The 18,430-nt window shown below is 38.9% G+C and carries 13 protein-coding genes and 1 pseudogene; all 14 read right to left on the bottom strand.

Annotation, left to right across the window (positions count from 1 at the left end; genetic code table 11):
• Positions 1-88: 88 nt before the first annotated feature.
• Positions 89-2,056: an LTA synthase family protein gene (locus tag A9996_RS10160; RefSeq protein WP_066434132.1), complete on the bottom strand. Its 1,968-nt coding sequence runs from the start codon at positions 2,054-2,056 to the stop codon at positions 89-91.
• Entirely contained in the window at positions 2,053-2,649 is a 597-nt protein-coding gene (locus tag A9996_RS10155; protein ID WP_066434130.1) for an HD domain-containing protein, read from the bottom strand. The genes A9996_RS10160 and A9996_RS10155 overlap by 4 nt, the downstream gene beginning before the upstream one ends.
• Entirely contained in the window at positions 2,630-3,118 is a 489-nt protein-coding gene (locus A9996_RS10150) for a hypothetical protein (RefSeq protein ID WP_066434129.1), read from the bottom strand. Before A9996_RS10150 ends, A9996_RS10155 begins: the two co-directional genes overlap by 20 nt.
• A 26-nt stretch (positions 3,119-3,144) precedes the next feature.
• A complete protein-coding gene (locus A9996_RS10145; RefSeq protein ID WP_245905286.1) occupies positions 3,145-4,314 on the bottom strand; it encodes an efflux RND transporter periplasmic adaptor subunit in 1,170 nt (389 codons plus the stop codon).
• A complete protein-coding gene (locus tag A9996_RS10140) occupies positions 4,314-8,648 on the bottom strand; it encodes a CusA/CzcA family heavy metal efflux RND transporter (protein WP_066434126.1) in 4,335 nt (1,444 codons plus the stop codon). Before A9996_RS10140 ends, A9996_RS10145 begins: the two co-directional genes overlap by 1 nt.
• Positions 8,649-9,009: 361 nt before the next feature.
• Positions 9,010-10,403, bottom strand: a pseudogene (locus tag A9996_RS10135) (DUF3570 domain-containing protein).
• Between the two features lie 15 nt (positions 10,404-10,418).
• Positions 10,419-10,631: a DUF4266 domain-containing protein gene (locus A9996_RS10130; RefSeq protein WP_066434124.1), complete on the bottom strand. Its 213-nt coding sequence runs from the start codon at positions 10,629-10,631 to the stop codon at positions 10,419-10,421.
• A complete protein-coding gene (locus A9996_RS10125) occupies positions 10,624-11,613 on the bottom strand; it encodes an FAD:protein FMN transferase (protein WP_066434116.1) in 990 nt (329 codons plus the stop codon). Before A9996_RS10125 ends, A9996_RS10130 begins: the two co-directional genes overlap by 8 nt.
• On the bottom strand, positions 11,603-12,037 hold the full coding sequence (locus A9996_RS10120) for a thioredoxin family protein (RefSeq protein WP_066434109.1): 435 nt from the start codon (positions 12,035-12,037) through the stop codon (positions 11,603-11,605). Before A9996_RS10120 ends, A9996_RS10125 begins: the two co-directional genes overlap by 11 nt.
• Positions 12,038-12,123: 86 nt before the next feature.
• Positions 12,124-13,497, bottom strand: a complete 1,374-nt coding sequence (locus A9996_RS10115; RefSeq protein ID WP_066434105.1) for a sensor histidine kinase — start codon at positions 13,495-13,497, stop codon at positions 12,124-12,126.
• Positions 13,494-14,162 (bottom strand): response regulator transcription factor, encoded by a 669-nt coding sequence (locus tag A9996_RS10110; RefSeq protein ID WP_066434101.1) that lies wholly within the window; start codon positions 14,160-14,162, stop codon positions 13,494-13,496. The genes A9996_RS10115 and A9996_RS10110 overlap by 4 nt, the downstream gene beginning before the upstream one ends.
• 465 nt (positions 14,163-14,627) lie before the next feature.
• On the bottom strand, positions 14,628-15,635 hold the full coding sequence (locus A9996_RS10105) for an ABC transporter ATP-binding protein (RefSeq protein WP_066434097.1): 1,008 nt from the start codon (positions 15,633-15,635) through the stop codon (positions 14,628-14,630).
• A gap of 2 nt (positions 15,636-15,637) precedes the next feature.
• A complete protein-coding gene (locus A9996_RS10100; RefSeq protein ID WP_066434095.1) occupies positions 15,638-17,302 on the bottom strand; it encodes an ABC transporter permease in 1,665 nt (554 codons plus the stop codon).
• Positions 17,283-18,338, bottom strand: a complete 1,056-nt coding sequence (locus tag A9996_RS10095; RefSeq protein WP_066434087.1) for a Fe(3+) ABC transporter substrate-binding protein — start codon at positions 18,336-18,338, stop codon at positions 17,283-17,285. The genes A9996_RS10100 and A9996_RS10095 overlap by 20 nt, the downstream gene beginning before the upstream one ends.
• Positions 18,339-18,430 lie beyond the last annotated feature (92 nt).

Below are 18,430 nucleotides of genomic sequence, written 5' to 3'. Positions count from 1 at the left end.
ATGCTCTATTACTATTTGTAAAGGTATTGCTTCGTAACCATCGGTTTTCCTTTTCCAGCTATGGGGTTTACAATGAAGTGGATGGTTTTCATTTGCTGGCTTTTAAGGTTAACCCATTATTACTGTATAAATAATCAGCCACTTGAAAATAGGAAATCGTTTCTTTTAGAAACCCATCATTCATAGGCATGGATTGCAAACTGTTATCCACACTGTTCCATTGATAAAAATTAGCCTGTTTTTGGTCTCCCAATACCATAAGTTCCGAACCTTTCAATAGCCCTAATTTTCTGTAGTTACCAATAAAAGCACGTTCATCGGTTTTACCCATTTTCATAACATCCTTACCAAAAAGGTTGCTTTCATAACGCCATCCCAGCTGTGCGAACAGTGTGGGAAAAACATCAATTTGCGAGCACAATTTTTTAATATGCTCTTGTGCTCCGTTTTCAAGATTCACTATTATTGTCGGAATATGGTAATTGGCCACATCAAGTTCCCAACGGCCTGCACTGCTGGCACAATGGTCGGCCATGATCACGAAAACCGTATTTTTAAACCAAGGCTTTTGCTTCGCACTTTTCAAAAATTCCTGAATGGCATAGTCTGTATATCTAACGGCTCCGTTTCTTCCAGTGCCTGACGGAATATCGATTTTATGATCAGGATATGTGTATGGCTTATGGTTGGACGTGGTCATGATAAAATCGAAAAAGGGTTTCCCTGTTTCAAATGCCAAATCGGCTTCTTTCAAAACCTTCCGGTAAATATCTCCATCACAAACGCCCCAAGCATTTTCAAAAGTCACTTCATCATCTTCAATATTTTTACGAGTGGTCACAATATCGCCTGTTGGCAAAAACCCTCTGCCTCGGTCAACAATATCAAAACCATTGCTACTGAAATACTTATCCATGTTATCAAAATAGCCATCGCCTCCATAAAAGAACGTTCGTGTGTAGCCTTTGGTTTCAAACACTTCGCCAATGGTAAAAAGGTTGTTGTTTTTTTCTCGTTTCACGATACTCCGCCCTGGTGTTGGGGGAATTGAAAGTGTTATGGCCTCCATTCCACGTACTGTTCTGGTTCCAGTGGCGAACAAATTATCGAACGAAAGTCCAACTTGGGTTAAGGAATCCAAGGTAGGCGTCAACGGTTCCGGGTTGCCAAAAGCGCCCAAATATTTTGCACTTAAACTCTCAATACAAATGAAAATAACGTTGGGTTTCTTTTCTTCGCCATCATTCGTAACATATCTATTTATACTTGAAGCTGGGGCATACATACTATCTTGAAGTGTCTTTATATTATCATTTACTTTTAAAAACGCTTCTTCAATAGGCTCGGTTTTATAGAACTCCGGATAGCTCAATTCATTATTCCGAAATGCTGCAAAGAAGGAATAGATTCCGGCTTTGGAAATTTCATTGTTATAGCGGTTTTCCGAAAGTTCGGCGCTTTCGTTTTTGATGAACAAAGCAAAAATCACGGCAACGCCCAATACGATTACGCTTGGAACCAATCGAATTTTAAAAACCGCCTTACTTTCAAAAGTGCTCTTGAATAGTCCAAATTTCTTAAACAGTAACACTGTAACCACGACAAGAATTCCCATACCTCCAATCAAAATGGGTAAAGGATAGGATTCGTTGATATTCTTAACTACCTCGTAGGTATATATTAAATAATCAACCGCTATAAAGTTGAACCGTCTTTGGAATTCATCCCAAAAAGTGATTTCCGCAAAAAACGAAAAGAAGATGATGAGCACGCCCAAAGTAAAGCCCGTATAGCACAACATCCTATCTGCCAACGAACCTATAAACTTTTTAGGCATTGCCAAGAAATACAAGGCTCCAACGAGGGCAAAAAATGAAACGGTACCAATATCGTAAAAAAGTCCTGTCAAAAATATGGTGGCCAAGGCAACAAGGGCATGGTCTGTTTCTGAAAAATTCCAGATCAGAAAAATAACCCTTAATAGAAGGGAAATTGCGAGGAACAAAAGGACAAAACCTTTCAACAATGTAAACCGTTTTGGAACTGATAGCTTCATTTTATTCGAATTAATTCTTTTAGTTTATTTAAATTTTCTTGCTTTCCTTTTTCCAAAACATCTTTACCATAAGCGGTTTTGAATTGCTGCCCTTCCAGAAATTTTATGTTGAACAGTTGCCATTCTTCATCGGTCATGGCGATGTTACAAAAGAGCTCCCATTCCTTTCGCAAGAGTAGATTCCGATACAGAAAATTTGATGTGCCCAAATGGAACAAATCGGCATCACAAAGCACTTCGGCATACATATCATGAGGATTTTGAGGCATTTTTGTAGCTTCTATGCAGGCGCATATCCTTTCAATTTCTACTTCGGAAAAATCTCCTTTCTCCAGATATTCTGTTGCAAGCCTTTTGCTAACTTCTTCGTGGCCATTATAGGTTTCAGAGTAGCCAGTATCGTGAAAACAGGCGGCAATAGCTATAACGTCGGCTTCTTTTGGTGGGATTCCTATAGCATCAGCAATCAAAAAAACGTTATCAATAACTTCTTGCGTATGCGTAAAGTTGTGAAAAGGCAGATGCTTGCATTTATCATTCTGAAGTATGTCTGAACAATACCGGGTAATGCTATTAATCGTCATCGCTGTCATGGTTGGAATTTAATTGAATGACATTGTTATCATTTCTAATTTCAAGATGGCTTATTTCGCCGCCACTTGTGCCAACATTTTTAGAAATCACAATACAGCCGATGGATATGAGCAGCACCAACACAAAACCGTAGTTGACAAACGGCAGTTTTTTTAATTCGAAAAATAGGGTCAGCAGCGAAGCTCCGCCCAAAACCAACATCATCGTAAAAAAGAGTTCTGCCACTTCTTCGTGATTATGGATAAGGGTTTCACTGATGCCAGGTAAATTTTCTACCAGATCTTCAGCACCTTCGCCAGTATAAAAAGCGGCAATAGCTGTTAAGGCACTAAAAATAAAAATTGCCAATGCCGTTATCTTTACTTGTGGATTTTTTATGATATAGCCTGACAGTAATACCAGAAACCCTATCAATACTCCCACAATGGGAAGATGGGTTGCTACTAAATGAAAATGTGCGTCGTTCATGATATACTTTTTTTGAAGTTCCTAATTTACTCTGTGATCAAGTTGAATGCCCCCTTGGTTAAAAATTCCATATTGGGTTTAAAATCAGCTGCATTAAGGATTTGGGTAAATCCGTTGTTGGTAGCACCTATTTTAACCAGTACTCTTTTGAAGGTTGTGGTATTTTCCTTTACAAGAACAAAATAGTCGTTATCAATGTTTGCCACTGCTTCAGAAGGCAAGGCTGGGTGCTCTGCCGATGTGGTCAAAATTTCAGCTTCAATGTACATTCCGGGAGCAAAGAGTTTTACTTCTTCTTCATTTACTAAATCGCCGTGAACATCTACCGTTCTATTTTGGGCGTTTATAGACTTGTTGACTAAATGAACCTCGCCCATGTAGATATTGTCCATGTCGTTTTGTAATCTCACATTGATTTGCTGACCTGTTTTGACCATAGGAAGGTCTTTTTCAAAAATCTTCAGTTCTATGTGAAGGTCGTCCGTATTTGTGACCGTTACCGCAATATCTGATGGGTTTAAATACATGCCTTTAGTTGCATTTATGGTCGTTGCATACCCTGACAATGGGGAAAGTACACTAATGACCGACCGAATGTTATCGCCCGTAAGGGTATTGGGGTTGATGTTCATAAGGCTCAACATCTTTTTAAGCGATTGGTATTGTGCCAAGGTCACGGTGTATTCCGATTCAGCCTTTAAAAAGTTCTTTTTTGAAGTCACATTGTCGGCCATCAATTCCTTTTGGCGTTCATAATCAGATTTCAAATAGCTCAAACGCCCCTGCGCTTCCAGGAAGTCTTGTTGTGCCTGAACATATTCTGGATTTTCTATTGTGAACAGCACTTGGCCTTTTTTGATTGCATGCCCTGGCAATAAAGTGATGTCTTTTACATAACCTGCAAAGAAGGCGCTAACATCTGCTTGGTTTTGTGGAGGCACGGCAAACATACCGTTGGCTTTGACCACGGTGTTAAACTCTTGCATGGCTATTGTGCCCAATTCCATTCCGCCCGATGTGAATTGATTTTCGGTTATGGTAATGACATCCCGATCTTCATTTTCTATTGCTGCTTCTGCAGTGCCTGCTTCTGATTTTTCTTTTGAATTACAGGACGCCAGCGTTAGCATTAGCAGTAAAAGAGTGCTCGTTAAAACTCTAACTTTGGTACTATTGTGGACTCTATTTTTCATCATTAATTGGTTAAATAATTTAATTCTAAAACTGTAGCGTTATACTCATTAAGATTTTGCAAATAGCTGATTTTAATGTTTTTGGCACTTTCTAACAGTTGAACATATTGAAGAAAGTCAATTTCTCCATTCTGAAATGCTTTTGAAGCACTTGAGGTAAGTTCACTCGCGAGTCTGGTTCCTGAATTTTCATAATAATCGATCCCTTCCTGAAATTTCTTTAAATCGGATAACAAGCCTTGATACTTTGATTGGAGTTGAATCTTGTAGTTTTCAGATTCATCGGCCATGATCATGGTTTGTGTTTTTGCCGCATTGATTTTCGATTTATTCGCACCAAACCACAATGGGATGGATACGCCCGCTTGAAAACCATTGTATCGTTTCGCATTCGCACCATTATTAGTCCCTTGAAAGACGGAGATATGTAAATCGGGAAGCAATCGTTGCCGTTCCAAAGCGAGAGACGATTTACTCAATTTTTGAGCGGAATCATAGTATAGAATTCCAGGATTATTGCTGAAATTCGGTGCTTGTAATTCCAATCTGGGTAAATTGTCATCCTCAATAATAACCAACGAATCTGTTTGCATCCATTGATGCAACATCGTAAATGCTTTTTTTACACCTTCTTTTGTTTGTGCAAGCGCAATGGCTATTTCCTTCTGTTTGGCCTCTGCCGTAAGTTTTTCCAATAAGTTAGTTTCGCCCACATCATAGCGTTTGTTTGCAGCCCTTGAAAATTGGCCATAAAGACTGTCCAAAAAAGTGTATTGCTCTACAAGACTCTTATAATACACCACATTATAGTAGGCTTTATAAACCTCTTTGGTCAGGGCTCTTTCGTTTAATCGGTACTGTTGGGTGGATAATTCTACTTTTTGTTTTTCCACTTTGCGTTGCGCACCATAAATTGTCGGGAATTGCAGCGATTGGCTAATTCCATAGACGTTCAATGGTACCCCATTTTGAGCAATATTATTTTCGTCAGTGTTATAATATACCATGGTTTTGTCCAAATTGAGGGCACTACCAACCAACTGTTGGGATTGGTCTATCCTTTTGGCAGAAGCCTTAAGTGCGTTATTATTTTCAATTGCAATTTGCACTGCTTGTTCTGCTGAAATAGGTTGATCTTGTGCACTAACCAAAACAGGCAAGAGCAAAATGACAATCATACCAAGCGACTTGAGATTCACTTTCGTTTTAACTTTAGGATGGTGTCCTTTTCTATCAAACATGGCATATAAAATTGGCAATACCACTAGCGTAAGTGCCGTTGCGGTTATTAATCCACCTACAACAACGGTTGCTAATGGTCTTTGTACTTCTGCTCCAGCAGATGTTGAAATTGCCATAGGTAAAAATCCTAAAGCTGCCGCTGCTGCTGTCAATAATACAGGACGTAATCTGTTTTTTGTTCCCATTAAAATTCGCTTGTTAATATTGCTAACCCCGTGTGCTTTGAGTTCCTTAAATTCTTCAATCAATACAATACCGTTTAAAACAGCAATTCCAAAAAGCGCAATAAAACCAACACCAGCTGAAATACTAAAAGGCAGGTCTCGTATATAGAGTAACATCACACCTCCAATAGCAGATAGCGGAATTGCACTATAAATCATTAAAGCTTCCTTTACAGAATCGAAAGCAAAGTAGAGTAACACAAAAATCAAGACGAGTGCAATAGGCACTGCTATTTTTAATCTTGCCGTTGCTGTGCGAAGATTTTCAAATTGGCCGCCATAGCTTACAGAATAACCAGTTGGCAACTTAATATCCCTTTCAATAATGGTTTGAACATCCTTAACTACCGATTCTAAATCTCGGTTACGCACATTCACACCAACTACGATACGTCGTTTGGTATCGTCACGCGAAATTTTTGCTGGCCCTTTGGTATAGCTTATTTTAGCGAATTCGCTCAATGGTAATTTTGTGCCATCAGAAAGAGGTACCGACGCTGTTTCTATATTTTCAATATTCTTTCTATGCGCTTTATCATAACGAAGCACCAAATCAAATTGCTTTTCTCCTTCAAAAACGGTTCCTGCGGTCATTCCCGCAAAACCTATGGTGATGACCTTGTTTAAATCCTCAATGTTCAACCCGTATTTTGCAATTTTTTGACGGTCATATTTTACCGTCATTTGGGGCAGTCCGGCAGTTTTTTCTACAGAAATATCAGCAGCTCCTTCCACATTTTGGATCGCTTTTTCAATTTCCAAAGCCTTATTATAAAGGATATCTAAATCTTCGCCAAAAACCTTGATGGCCAAATCTGCACGCACGCCTGTAATCAACTCGTTGAATCGCATTTCAATGGGTTGGGTAAATTCAAAATCTACGCCAGCGATTTCCGATAAGGCTTCTTTAAATTTATCGGCCAGTTCGTCTTTGGTCTTGGCAGATTCCCATTCGCCTTTCGGTTTTAATTTGATGATCACATCACTTTCTTCCATAGACATTGGATCGGTAGGTACTTCAGCAGCACCAATCCTGCTGACCACTTGTTCCACTTCTGGAAATCTTAATAATATGTTCTCCATTCGGGTGGTGGCTTCAATAGTTTTGCTTAACGAGGTTCCCGTCTTTAAAACTGGCTGGATCACAAAGTCGCCCTCGTCCAAAGTGGGTACGAATTCGCCTCCCATCCTTGTAAATAGAAATGCGGTAAACACCAAGAGCGCTACTGCCAAGCCCAAAACCAATTTCTTTTGGCGTAATGCCCAAGAAATGGTAGGCTCGTATTTACTTTCTAGAAAGCCCATTAATCTGGATGAAATAGTTTTCTTTTCGGTATTGGTCGGTTTGATGAACATAGAAGCCATTACGGGTATGTAAGTAAAGCACAAAACCATTGCACCGATAAGGGCAAAACAGAATACCAAAGCCATTGGGCGGAACATCTTGCCTTCAACATTTACCAAGGAAAGGATAGGGATAAAAACGATGATGATGATCAATTGTCCAAATACGGCAGAGTTCATCATTTTTGTCGCCCCTTGATATGTGATTTGATCGATTAAACCTTGTCTTTCGTTTTTTGGAAGTGCCAATAATTTAGCACGCTGACTGGTAATTTTGAAGGCTATAAATTCAACAATAATGACCGCGCCATCGATGATGATCCCAAAGTCAATCGCCCCTAAACTCATCAAGTTGGCATCTACACCGAAGATGTACATCAATGAAAGGGCAAATAGCAGACATAAAGGAATCACGGAAGCAACTACCAATCCAGAACGCAGATTGCCTAAAAGTAGCACGACCACGAAAATCACAATTAAACAACCTAAAATCAGATTTTCAGCAATGGTAAACGTGGTTTTAGCAATCAGTTCGCTTCGCTCAAGAAAAGGGTTGATAGAAATGCCGGGAGGCAATGAGGATTGTATTTCCGCCACACGCTCTTTTACAGCTTCAATAACCGCATTAGAGTTGGCATCTTTTAGCATCATGACCTGCCCCAATACTTTTTCGCCTTCGCCGTTTCCTGTGATTGCACCAAAACGGTTGGCATGACCAAAACCTACTGTGGCAATATCTCTAACATAAACGGGTACGTTTGCTTTACTTGTCACTACAATATCTTCGATATCTTGAATCGAACTAACGAGGCCTTCGCCCCTGATAAAGTAACTTTCATTTGCTTTCTCGATATAACCGCCTCCAGCAACGCTATTGTTTTTTTCAAGGGCACTGAACACTTCAAAGATGGAAACGTCCATAGCACGAAGCCGTTCAGGATTAATTGCGACTTCATAGGTTTTTAGATGGCCTCCCCAAGTATTCACTTCTACCACTCCAGGAATGCCAGAAAGTTGACGTTTTACCACCCAATCCTGAATGGTACGCACATCAGATAATGAATACTGTGCTTTGTGTTCGGCATCAACATCAATTACATATTGATATATCTCGCCCAGACCAGTGGAAACAGGTCCCATAAAAGGTTTACCAAAGCCTGCAGGAATTTTTTCTTCGGCATTTTTTATTTTCTCTGCGATAAGCTGACGCGGTAGGTAGGTGCCTAAATTATCATCGAAAACCACTGTAACTACAGATAAACCGAACTTTGATATCGAACGAATTTCTTTAACCCCTGGCAAATTTGCCATCTCTAGCTCCACCGGATAGGTCAAAAATTTCTCAACATCTTCAGTTGCTAAATTTCTTGAGGTTGTTATGACCTGCACCTGATTATTGGTCACGTCAGGCACTGCACCAATTGGGATATTTAAGAGGGAATACAAACCAAAGCCAACGATTCCTGCGGTAAATAACAGCACGATTAGTTTGTGATGGATACTGTACTGGATAATACGTTCTAACATTTTTGGGTGGTTTATTGAATCTAATACCGCAAAAGTATCTGGCGTATCTAAAACCCATCTAAACGGTTTCTTAAGATTGGCTTAAAAAAGATTTTTTTAGGCTATCCCATTAAAAACAAAAGCCCCGAAAAAGTATTCAGGGCCTTTGCAGCTATTAACCAATTGACACTAACAAAAAATTAAAGGTTAAGAGACGATATAAATTCCTTTTCAAATGTGGTATTGCTAATTCAAATATAAAAGTAGATGTGAATTTTAATAATTGTCTAAAGACCGTATTAAGATTGGCTTAAATATTTAAAGTAAAATCAAGCTTTTGACTATTACAAATTGCCGTCATTTTAGGTAAAAAAAATATAACTTAATCCATCAAAAATTTTAGCCCGAGAGACACAATGTTGGCTTTTAAACCCGTGTTCCGTTTATAATTGGCATATTTTAAATCGATACTTTTCAATCCAAATTTTGAAATGTGAAATTTTGTAAAAATATCGGTATAGCTTATTCCGAAGCCATATTGGTTGGCACTGAATTTCGATAAATCATAATCTGAAGTGTAATAGGCACTTGTAGATAAGTTCTCATCGAAGGGTGCAAAATAATCTGCTTGTGTTTGACTGTAATACCTAAAGGATGGGTACAGGGTGAATTTATCAGAGATTTTAATAGGCAGTTCTATATTTGCGGTATGGGCAGATACGCCCCAATCATCAAAATAATAGCGGTAATAGGTTCGCAATGCAAAGGTTTCATTGATAAAATAATTTAAACGCAATCCAATTGGAACTTTAAATCTGCTATCAGGAAGTCGTTCAATATCATCTGCCAATTGAAACACGTCTGTATTGGTTGGCGATGTGTAATTAGGGATGCTTGCCGAGTTGCCAATATAATAATTGGGAACATCGCCAAAATAAACCCGCTGCAAAGGGTTTGCCAACCAACCTTGTTGTTTTACCACATCTACAAACACTGATAGTTGAGCATTCTTACTTAATATTTGTGAAAAACTGAAGGAGGCGGAATATGAATTTCGAGATTTATCTTGAATCAAACCAAATCCGTTTGCGGGACGCCAATTGCCGCTTGCATTTCCATTTTGGTCTAAAATAGTGACCCCCTGAAAAAAGCCATCGTTCAAATTTCCGTTGGTATCGGCATAGGCTTTTAATTCAGTAGGATAAATTGGTCTCCAAGCATCTAGATACACTTTGGCGCTCACACCAACCGTTGTGTTTTTTCATTAAAAAGTTGGGTTACACCACCACCAAAGCCTATGGAGGAATAATCATATTCGGTGGCAAAGGACGCATCAACGTTCCAAACGGTATTTCTGCTATCAGAACTATGCGAGTAATCAACACCCACACTTGCCCAAGTATCTTGTCTCGAAGCACCTGAAGACGCTACCCACGGAGTCCCTGTAGGTCCATTAGCAGTCGCTGCACCATCAAAAGGATTCCCGTTACTGGATGATGCAGAGGTGTAGGTTGAAATTCCGGCATCTACGGTAACAACATCATCTGCATTCAAAGGAATACTCACGATGATGGTAGGCGTAAAATCGGTTAAATGTTCGTTTCCGATCCCTCCGGTTACAGACGCATTAGTTCCATCTTGCACATAGTAACTTGTTAGAAAATCTACTTCAGTAGTTTCTAATACCCGTTTTTTATAGACTTTTGTAGAATCTTGTTGCGCCGTTATTTTTCCAAAAATTATAAGAAGAACAGCAATACTGACTATTTTTTTCAATTTCTTTGTTGTTAATTAATTACACCCGCATCCACCACCAGATTTTCCGCCGTTGGCGCCAGCCGCAGCTTCCCTATAGACTTGAAAGTTGGTTTCAAACCTGTCTATTTTTCTTTGTGACAATGCCATATCAGGGTCACTGATATTTACTTTCTCGTATTCTTTAACGGCAACACAAGACGTCATTGTTGTTACGATACCTATTAGTACTACTGTTTTTTTAATCATTTTTAATTGGATTTAATTCTATATGTTTTGAGGTAATAATGTTATTGTCCTTATCAACGATGATGCATTCAACGCCCTTTAATTGGTTGATAAAATCCAAGCCAGTGTCAACACCCATTACAAAAATGGACGTTGCCAAAGCATCAGCAAGTTCAGCGGTCTTTGTGAAAATGGTGACGCTTAAAATTCCAGTGGCTGGATATCCGGTTCTTGGGTCAATAATATGCGTGTATAAGGTGTTATTGAACCGTACATATTTTTCATAGTTCCCAGAAGTCACTACGGCGCTATTATAGACAGGCATCCATGAAAAGACTTTTTCTTTATTTAAAGGATTGGTAATGGCCACCATCCAATCTTTTCCGTTAGGCTGTTTGCCCCAGGTGTTTAAATCGCCAGAAGCATTTATAATCCCAGCGGTTGCGCCTTTGCTTTGCAATAATGCTTTGGCTTTATCTGCTGCATACCCTTTGCCAATAGCTCCAAACCCTATTTTCATTCCTTCTAATTTTAGAAATACGGAATGTGTGGATTCATCTAGAATGATATTTTGATAACCTACTTTTTCTACTGATTTCTTGATGTCTTCTTCAGCTGGCATCTCTGTCATACTGCCATCAAAAAACCAAACTTTATCCATTGAGGCATAACTGATGTCAAAGGCGCCGTTGGTTAGTTTTGAAATTTTTATGGCGCGTTCTATAAGCCGAAACAACTCATCATCAACGACCACAGGCTTTATTCCTGCATTTCTATTGATTTCGGAGGTCTGTGAGTTTTTGTCCCAAGAGGAAATAAGTTTTTCAATTCTAGAAATTTCGTTTATGGCGAGATCAATATATTCATAACATTGGGTAGAATCTTTTGCCACAACAGTGAGGTCAAAACGACTTCCCATAAGTTTAACCGTTTTGACAACGACTTCTTGAGCAGTAGCCAAAGATGTTATGATAAATGCGATTATAAAAAGACTATTTTTCAAGTGCTTTGAGTTTTTTGAAATACAATTCTGGGGTTGTTTTTTGGTACCCTAAACTTCCTAAAACCTTACCTTTTGAATTTAAAACAACCACGTATGGAAAGTATCCATTTTGGTTATATTTTTCAGCCAGACTATTATTATGGTCCTGTTGGTCTTTGGTTAATGCATTTTTGCCTCTGCGAGGAAAATCTGCTCTCAACATTACAAAGGAGTCTTTTGAAAGTTCTTGAAATTTAGGCGTACTCCAAATTTCTTTGTCCAATTTAATACACGGTGCACACCAGTCTGATCCTGAAAACACCAAGACTACGTTTTGTTTGTTCTTTTCTGCTTTTGCCGATGCAATGATCCAATTAGTTTCCCAATTCTGGGCAGAGACCATTGAAGAAATCATCAAGGTGAAGACAATGAGTATGTTTTTCATAGTATTTCAGGTTAATTTAGAGCTATTAACCTGACAAAAGTAGTTTCAGAATTTAAAGATTTTCTAAAGTGATTCTTAAGATTGGCTTAAAATTGAATGGTGAAAGTGGTCCCTAGGTTAAATTCGCTTTCTACCCGAATTTCTGCCTGTATAGCATCAGCAGCCTTTTTGGCTATGGAAAGTCCTAGACCGTTTCCTAAAATGCTTTTATGGTTTAGCGCATCTGACCTAAAAAAGTGGTTGAACAAATTATCCAAATCCGCTTTTTTGATGCCTATGCCTTCATCTCGAATTTTACAAACAACTTTTGAGTCTAGAAGCGCGATGTCTATATGTATCTTGGTAGCGTCGTTAGAATATTTTATGGCATTGCCAATGATGTTCTCCAAGATCAAATTTGAATAATATTGCGGCACGAGTGCTTCTAAAGTAGCGCCATTATGAAAGTCTATGGCGAGGTTTTTTTCTGATATGTGTTTCTTATGCCTTGAAAGAATGTCGTCAATGATGGTTGGTAAAGCAACTAGCTGTTTATCCACCGATATTGATTTGACATCTAACCTTGCCAACAGTAACAGCTGTTCTATAATGGCGGTCATTCGGTCTATTTCTGTAAGGCTGAATTTGATTTTATCTTCATATTCTGACCGCTCCCTTGGTTTTCGAATCAATACCTCCAAAGTTCCCTTTAAGGTTGATAGCGGTGTCCGCAATTCGTGTGAAGCGTCAGACGTAAATTGACGCTCTCGTTCAATCGCGCTTTCAATACGCTGTAATAATTGGTTGATCCCCGAAGATAATTCGTAGAGTTCGTCTTTGTTTTGGGGTAAAACGACCCTTTCATTCAAGTTACTTTTTGTAATTCTTTTTGTTGTTTCAGTAATAATTTTTACTGGGATGATGCCACGACCTGCCAAATATCTGGAGATAAAATAAAGTCCTGACAATAGAAATAAATATGAAATAATCAACACATTCCGCAGATTAAGTAACACCATTCTGGAGGCTTCCAATGACATGGCCGCCAAAATAAACCCTTTGATTTTACCGTTTTCTTCAATAGGCAGCTGTACTTGTCTAATGGCTCTGCTATTCAATACTTCGTTGAAGTGGCCGCCGTAATTCTGTTCTGCGTTAAAGACAAGAACATCTTCCTTTAGGTTTGGCGATTTGTCCATGAACTTGCCTTCTTTGTTCAGTATTTGAATAAAAACTGGGTTTACCTGAACTTCTCCATGCTCCCTTTCTTCCCACTCTCGTTTATTTATTATTTTTACGCTATCGCCAACAACTATAATTTCAGTAGTATGCTTTTCAGCTTCAAAAGAAAGGTCATTATCTAGGTTTTGATATACGGTGCCTTGCACCACAAAATAAACAACGGCAAAAGCCACGCCCATAATTAAGGCAGTGGCTATCATATAATGTAATGCAATTCTATTTCTAAAAGTTAGGTTCATATTTCTTTTGCCACGTAGCCAATTCCACGCACGGTTTGTATATAATTTTCATCTTCTCCAAGTTTTAATTTTTTCCGAAGCGCATTAATATATACGTCAATAACTCCTGTGTTATATTCAAAATGGATATCCCAAACACTTTCGATGATGCGGGTTCTCCGGCAGACGATGCCTTTGTTACGTATTAAATATTCCAACAAGGCAAATTCTTTTTGAGTAAGGCTTATTTCTTCGTCAGATTTAAAGACTTGATGTGTAGCGGTGTTTAGTGTAATGTTGCCGAGTTTAAAAACGGAATGCTCCCCAGATTTTGGGCGTAGTTGCACTTTGATGCGCTCTAAAAGTTCTTCAAAATTAAAAGGCTTCTTGATATAATCATTGGCACCAGATTGGAGTCCGAAGATCGTTTCATCAACCGTGTCTTTTGCTGTTAAAAAAATGATAGGGGTATCTCTAAACGCTGTTCTGAATTGCCGACAGATTTCAATACCACTCAAACCTGGCACCATCCAATCTAAAAGCAACAAATCATAGTCTCCAGATAGCGCTAATTGGAGGCCTCTTTTACCTTCCTCGGCAATATCTACCGCATAAGACTCTTCTTCCAAACCTTGTTTGAGGAAGTTAGAGATACCTGGTTCATCTTCTACTATTAAAATTCTCATTGGGCAAAAGTTACACTTATTAATTAAGTTGAGATTTAGTTTTTCTTAAGATTGGCTTAAAATTTACCAATTATGCGTTAGTGATTTATTTCTCAATTTGGTCATGCTATGAATTAAGTATTAGACACTTTATTAAAACTTTGAAAACTAAATTGTTTTTAATTGATACTTGGGCAATAACATGCAGTTGAAGATATCACTAAAATTGGAATGAAGAGCTTAACAAGCAACATGATTGTAATTGGCTATTTTATCTGTATAAGATATGTCCGGATGGCTCATTTTTTAACATTGGGTTGGCTGAAAAGAGAGCGCTATGTCAGTCCATTTTTCAATATCCAGTCAAGGTCTTCAATTAAAAAAACATTTAAATTTCCTTCAGAAAAAAATTAAAAGCACTTATGGAAACACATTTAAAATGGTCTAATAAGAAAAAACCTAGGTCTTGGTTTTAAGCTTCTAAGATTATTGTTCCTGATCAAATTCTAAGATATCCTTCGAATTGAAGCCAATATTAATGGTATCGGCAATGTTTTTATCTTGGGTTATTACGGTTAATTGCTCTCCAGACTCAAGCTTTAATAGCAATTGGATGGAATCGCCAAGTTCAATTTTTTTAATGACTTGTGCTGTTGTTAGGTATTCACAATCAAAATCGTCCGGGGACGGATTCACTTTAATCTTTTCGTTCCGGATGGCATGGCAACAGGTTTCCTTTAAAGGGCAACGAAAGGCATTCTGCAAGTTCTTGTTGATGTGAACGGTGCTTCCAAATAATGAAGCCACATATAAGGTACTGGGTTTTACGTATAGGTTTGAAGCCACATCTTTTTGAATGACTTTACCATTTTGTAATATCAAAATTTCATCGGCTACAGAAAGTGCGTCTTGGGTGTCGTGGGTAACAAACAACACGGTGACTTCCGTCTTTTTAATAATATCAAACACCTCGTTTCGCAACTGTGTACGCAACATGGTATCGAGATTGCTGAAAGGCTCATCCAAAATCAATAAAGAGGGCTCGGGCGCTAGGGCTCTTGCTAAGGCCACGCGCTGCTGCTGCCCACCTGAAAGTTGATGTGGGTAGCGGCTGCCCATGTCATCTAAACCCACCAAATCAAGCATGTCTTGCGCTCTCTGTTTCTTGTGCTTTACTTTTGAAATTCCGTATAAAATATTATCCAAAATGGTTAAGTGCGGAAAAAGTGCATATTCCTGAAACACCAATCCAATCTTTCTTTTCTCAGGTTGCACAAATTTATTTAGGGAGGCAATCACTTTTCCCTCCATTGCAATGCTTCCGTGATCTGGTCTTTCGAGTCCGGCAATCAAGCGCACCAAAGTTGTTTTCCCACTTCCACTTTCCCCTACAATGGCACACACATGGCCGGCCTTCAAGTTGAAGGTCACATCTTCTATGGCGTAATTTTTGCCTTTGTCGAAACTTTTGGAAAGCGAATCAATTGTTAACATGGTTATCTTTTAATCAATAATTTATTTAAAAATATCACGGGAATCATGGCAGTAAAGATAATGAAAAGTGAGGGAATCGATGCTTCCATGACCATCTCATCGCTGGCATATTCAAAGGCTTTCACTGCTAAAGTATCAACGTGATAAGGTTTTAAAATGAGGGTTAATGGCAATTCTTTCATGACATCAATAAACACCAAAATCACGGCGCTGAATACACCAGTTTTAATCAGTGGAAATTCAATCTTAAAAAAGGTTTTCAAATTTCCTACGCCCAAAACCTTAGATGAATCTGGAATGGAATTGTCTACTTTCAAGGCTGTGGAATCTATCGGATTATAAGCCACAGCCAAGAAGCGAACAGCATAGGCATAAAACAGGGCGATTAATGTGCCATTGATGATTAAGCCCGAATCGATCCCAAAATTGCCAAGCATTTTAATGAGCCATTTGTCTAAGGCTAAAGTGGGTATCATAATCCCTATGGCAATCACAGCACCGGGAATGGCATAGCCCAAAACACCAACACGTGCAACATTTTTAATAAACCGAAGCGCACTCCATTTGGAAAAGTAAATCAATAAAAGCGCGAAGAATACTGTAATAATAGCAGAAGTAATGGCGATTCCAAAACTCTGAAAGGACAAAACGATAAACCTAAAGTCAAAAACAGTGGATGCCGTTAGTATAGCCCAATAAATTAACTGTGCAACTGGCAAAATAAAGCCTAAAAGAATAGGTAGCAACACGACTGAAAAGATGCCCCACTTGATAGCGCCTTTCGGTTCTTTTCTCTGAATTTGAGTACTGTTGCTTTTTGCAGATGTAAACTTCACTTTACGCACTTGCCATTTTTCGAAAAGGATCAATGCAAAAATAATGAGGATCAATAAAGCCGATAAATAGACCGCTGTTTGAGGCTCTTCCAATGAGAACCAAGATCTGAAAATTCCTGTAGTAAACGTATTGACGCCATAATATTTGGCAGCACCGTAATCATTAAGCACTTCCATCAACACCAAAACCAATCCCGCAACAATGGCTGGTCTCGCCAGTGGCAACATGAGTTTGAAAAAGGTTTTTGCTTCCCCAACGCCCAACATTTTAGAAGCTTCTAAAAGATTATTGGCTTGATTGAGGAAGAATGCCCTAGCACTCACATACACATAGGGAAACAGCGAAATACTTAATACGAATGCGAGTCCCGCTCTGTTCATGATATCAATGCGAACAAAATCGAGGTTGAGTTGTCGGAATATAAGATCCATGCTTCCGCCGTAGTCGAAAATCCCTGCATAGGCATAACCCACAATATAGGAAGGAATGGCCAGCGGAAGGATTAACAGCCATTCCATTTGCTTCCGAAAAAGAAAGTCGAAACGCGACACAAACCAAGCAGAAGACACGCCTAAAACTAAAACGAGAATACTACAGAAAAAAACCAGATACAGGGAATTCCAAATGTAGTCTGGCAATAAGTATTCAACAATATGCCCCCAAGTTTCCCCAGGCCCAGAAAACAGCTCTACCCCAATAAAAACAATGGGCAAAGCCAAGAAAAGAACAATGGCCAGCGTAAATACTGACCATCTGTTGCTGTCTCTCTTTAATCTTGTGAGTCTCGTTTTTAAGGAGAACGCTTTGTTTTTATTTCCACCCTGCCTCATCAAAAATCAAAACGGCTTTTTTATTGTTTGCTCCTAATTTGTTCAATTCTAAAGTATCTTCCTTGAAAGCGCCCCAGTCCTTGATGTCTTTAACGGGTTCAACACTGTCAATAATAGGATACTCGTAATTGGCATCGGTAAATATTTGCTGCGCTTCTTCGCTGATCAAAAACTCAATAAACCGAATGGCATTTTCTTTGTTTGGTGCATACTTGGCAACACCTGCGCCACTCACGTTGATGTGGGTGCCTCTGCCTTCTTGATTGGGGAAAAACAATCCAATTTGCTGGGCTGTTTTCACTTCTTCAGCGTCTGGGGAATTCAACATTTTACCAATGTAATAGGAGTTTACGATCGCAAGATCGCCTTCTCCAGCTACTACCGCTTTTACCTGATCTCTGTCCGAGCCCTTTGGAGAACGAGCCATATTTGCGACAATGCCTTCAGCCCAATTCTTGGCAGCCTCCTCGCCATCGTTGGCAATGATGGAAGCCATTAATGACTGGTTGTAAATGTTGGAAGAAGACCGTACCAAAATTTTTCCTCTCCACTTTTTGTCTACCAAATCTTCATACGTTGAAAGTTCTTCTGGAGTCACTCTATCTTTTGCGTACGCTATAATTCGAGCTCTTTTGGTCAATCCAAACCACTGGTTGTCCACATCTTGCAAATGTGCAGGAATTGACTTTTCTAAAAGTTCAGAGTCTATACTCTGCAATAAGCCTTGATCTTTGGCCCGACTCAATCTTCCGGCGTCTACCGTGATCAAAACATCGGCAGGCGATTGTTTTCCTTCCATTTGCATTTTCTGAATCAATTCGTCAGCACTGGCATTGATGACCTTCACTTTGATGCCCGTCTTTTCTTCAAACATTTTGAAAATATTTTGGTCTGGCTCATAATGACGGTGGGTATATACATTTACAACCTGATCCTTCGCCATTTCATCTACTGCAGCATTGTCCTTTTTTTCGCTCTCGTTTTTACACGCAGACAATATGAAAAAAGCAGCTACGGCTAATATTAAGTTCTTCATTTGTTATTTATTTTGAAGGACAAAGATAACAATTTAGAATGAATACAAATAGAACCACGCATCTCAAAACAAAAAATTAAACTGCATTTTTC

The organism is Gelidibacter algens, from assembly GCF_001678675.1.
Lineage (GTDB): Bacteria > Bacteroidota > Bacteroidia > Flavobacteriales > Flavobacteriaceae > Gelidibacter > Gelidibacter algens.
Note: the sequence above shows the minus strand (reverse complement) of the source record. Positions and strands in the feature narration are given on the sequence as shown.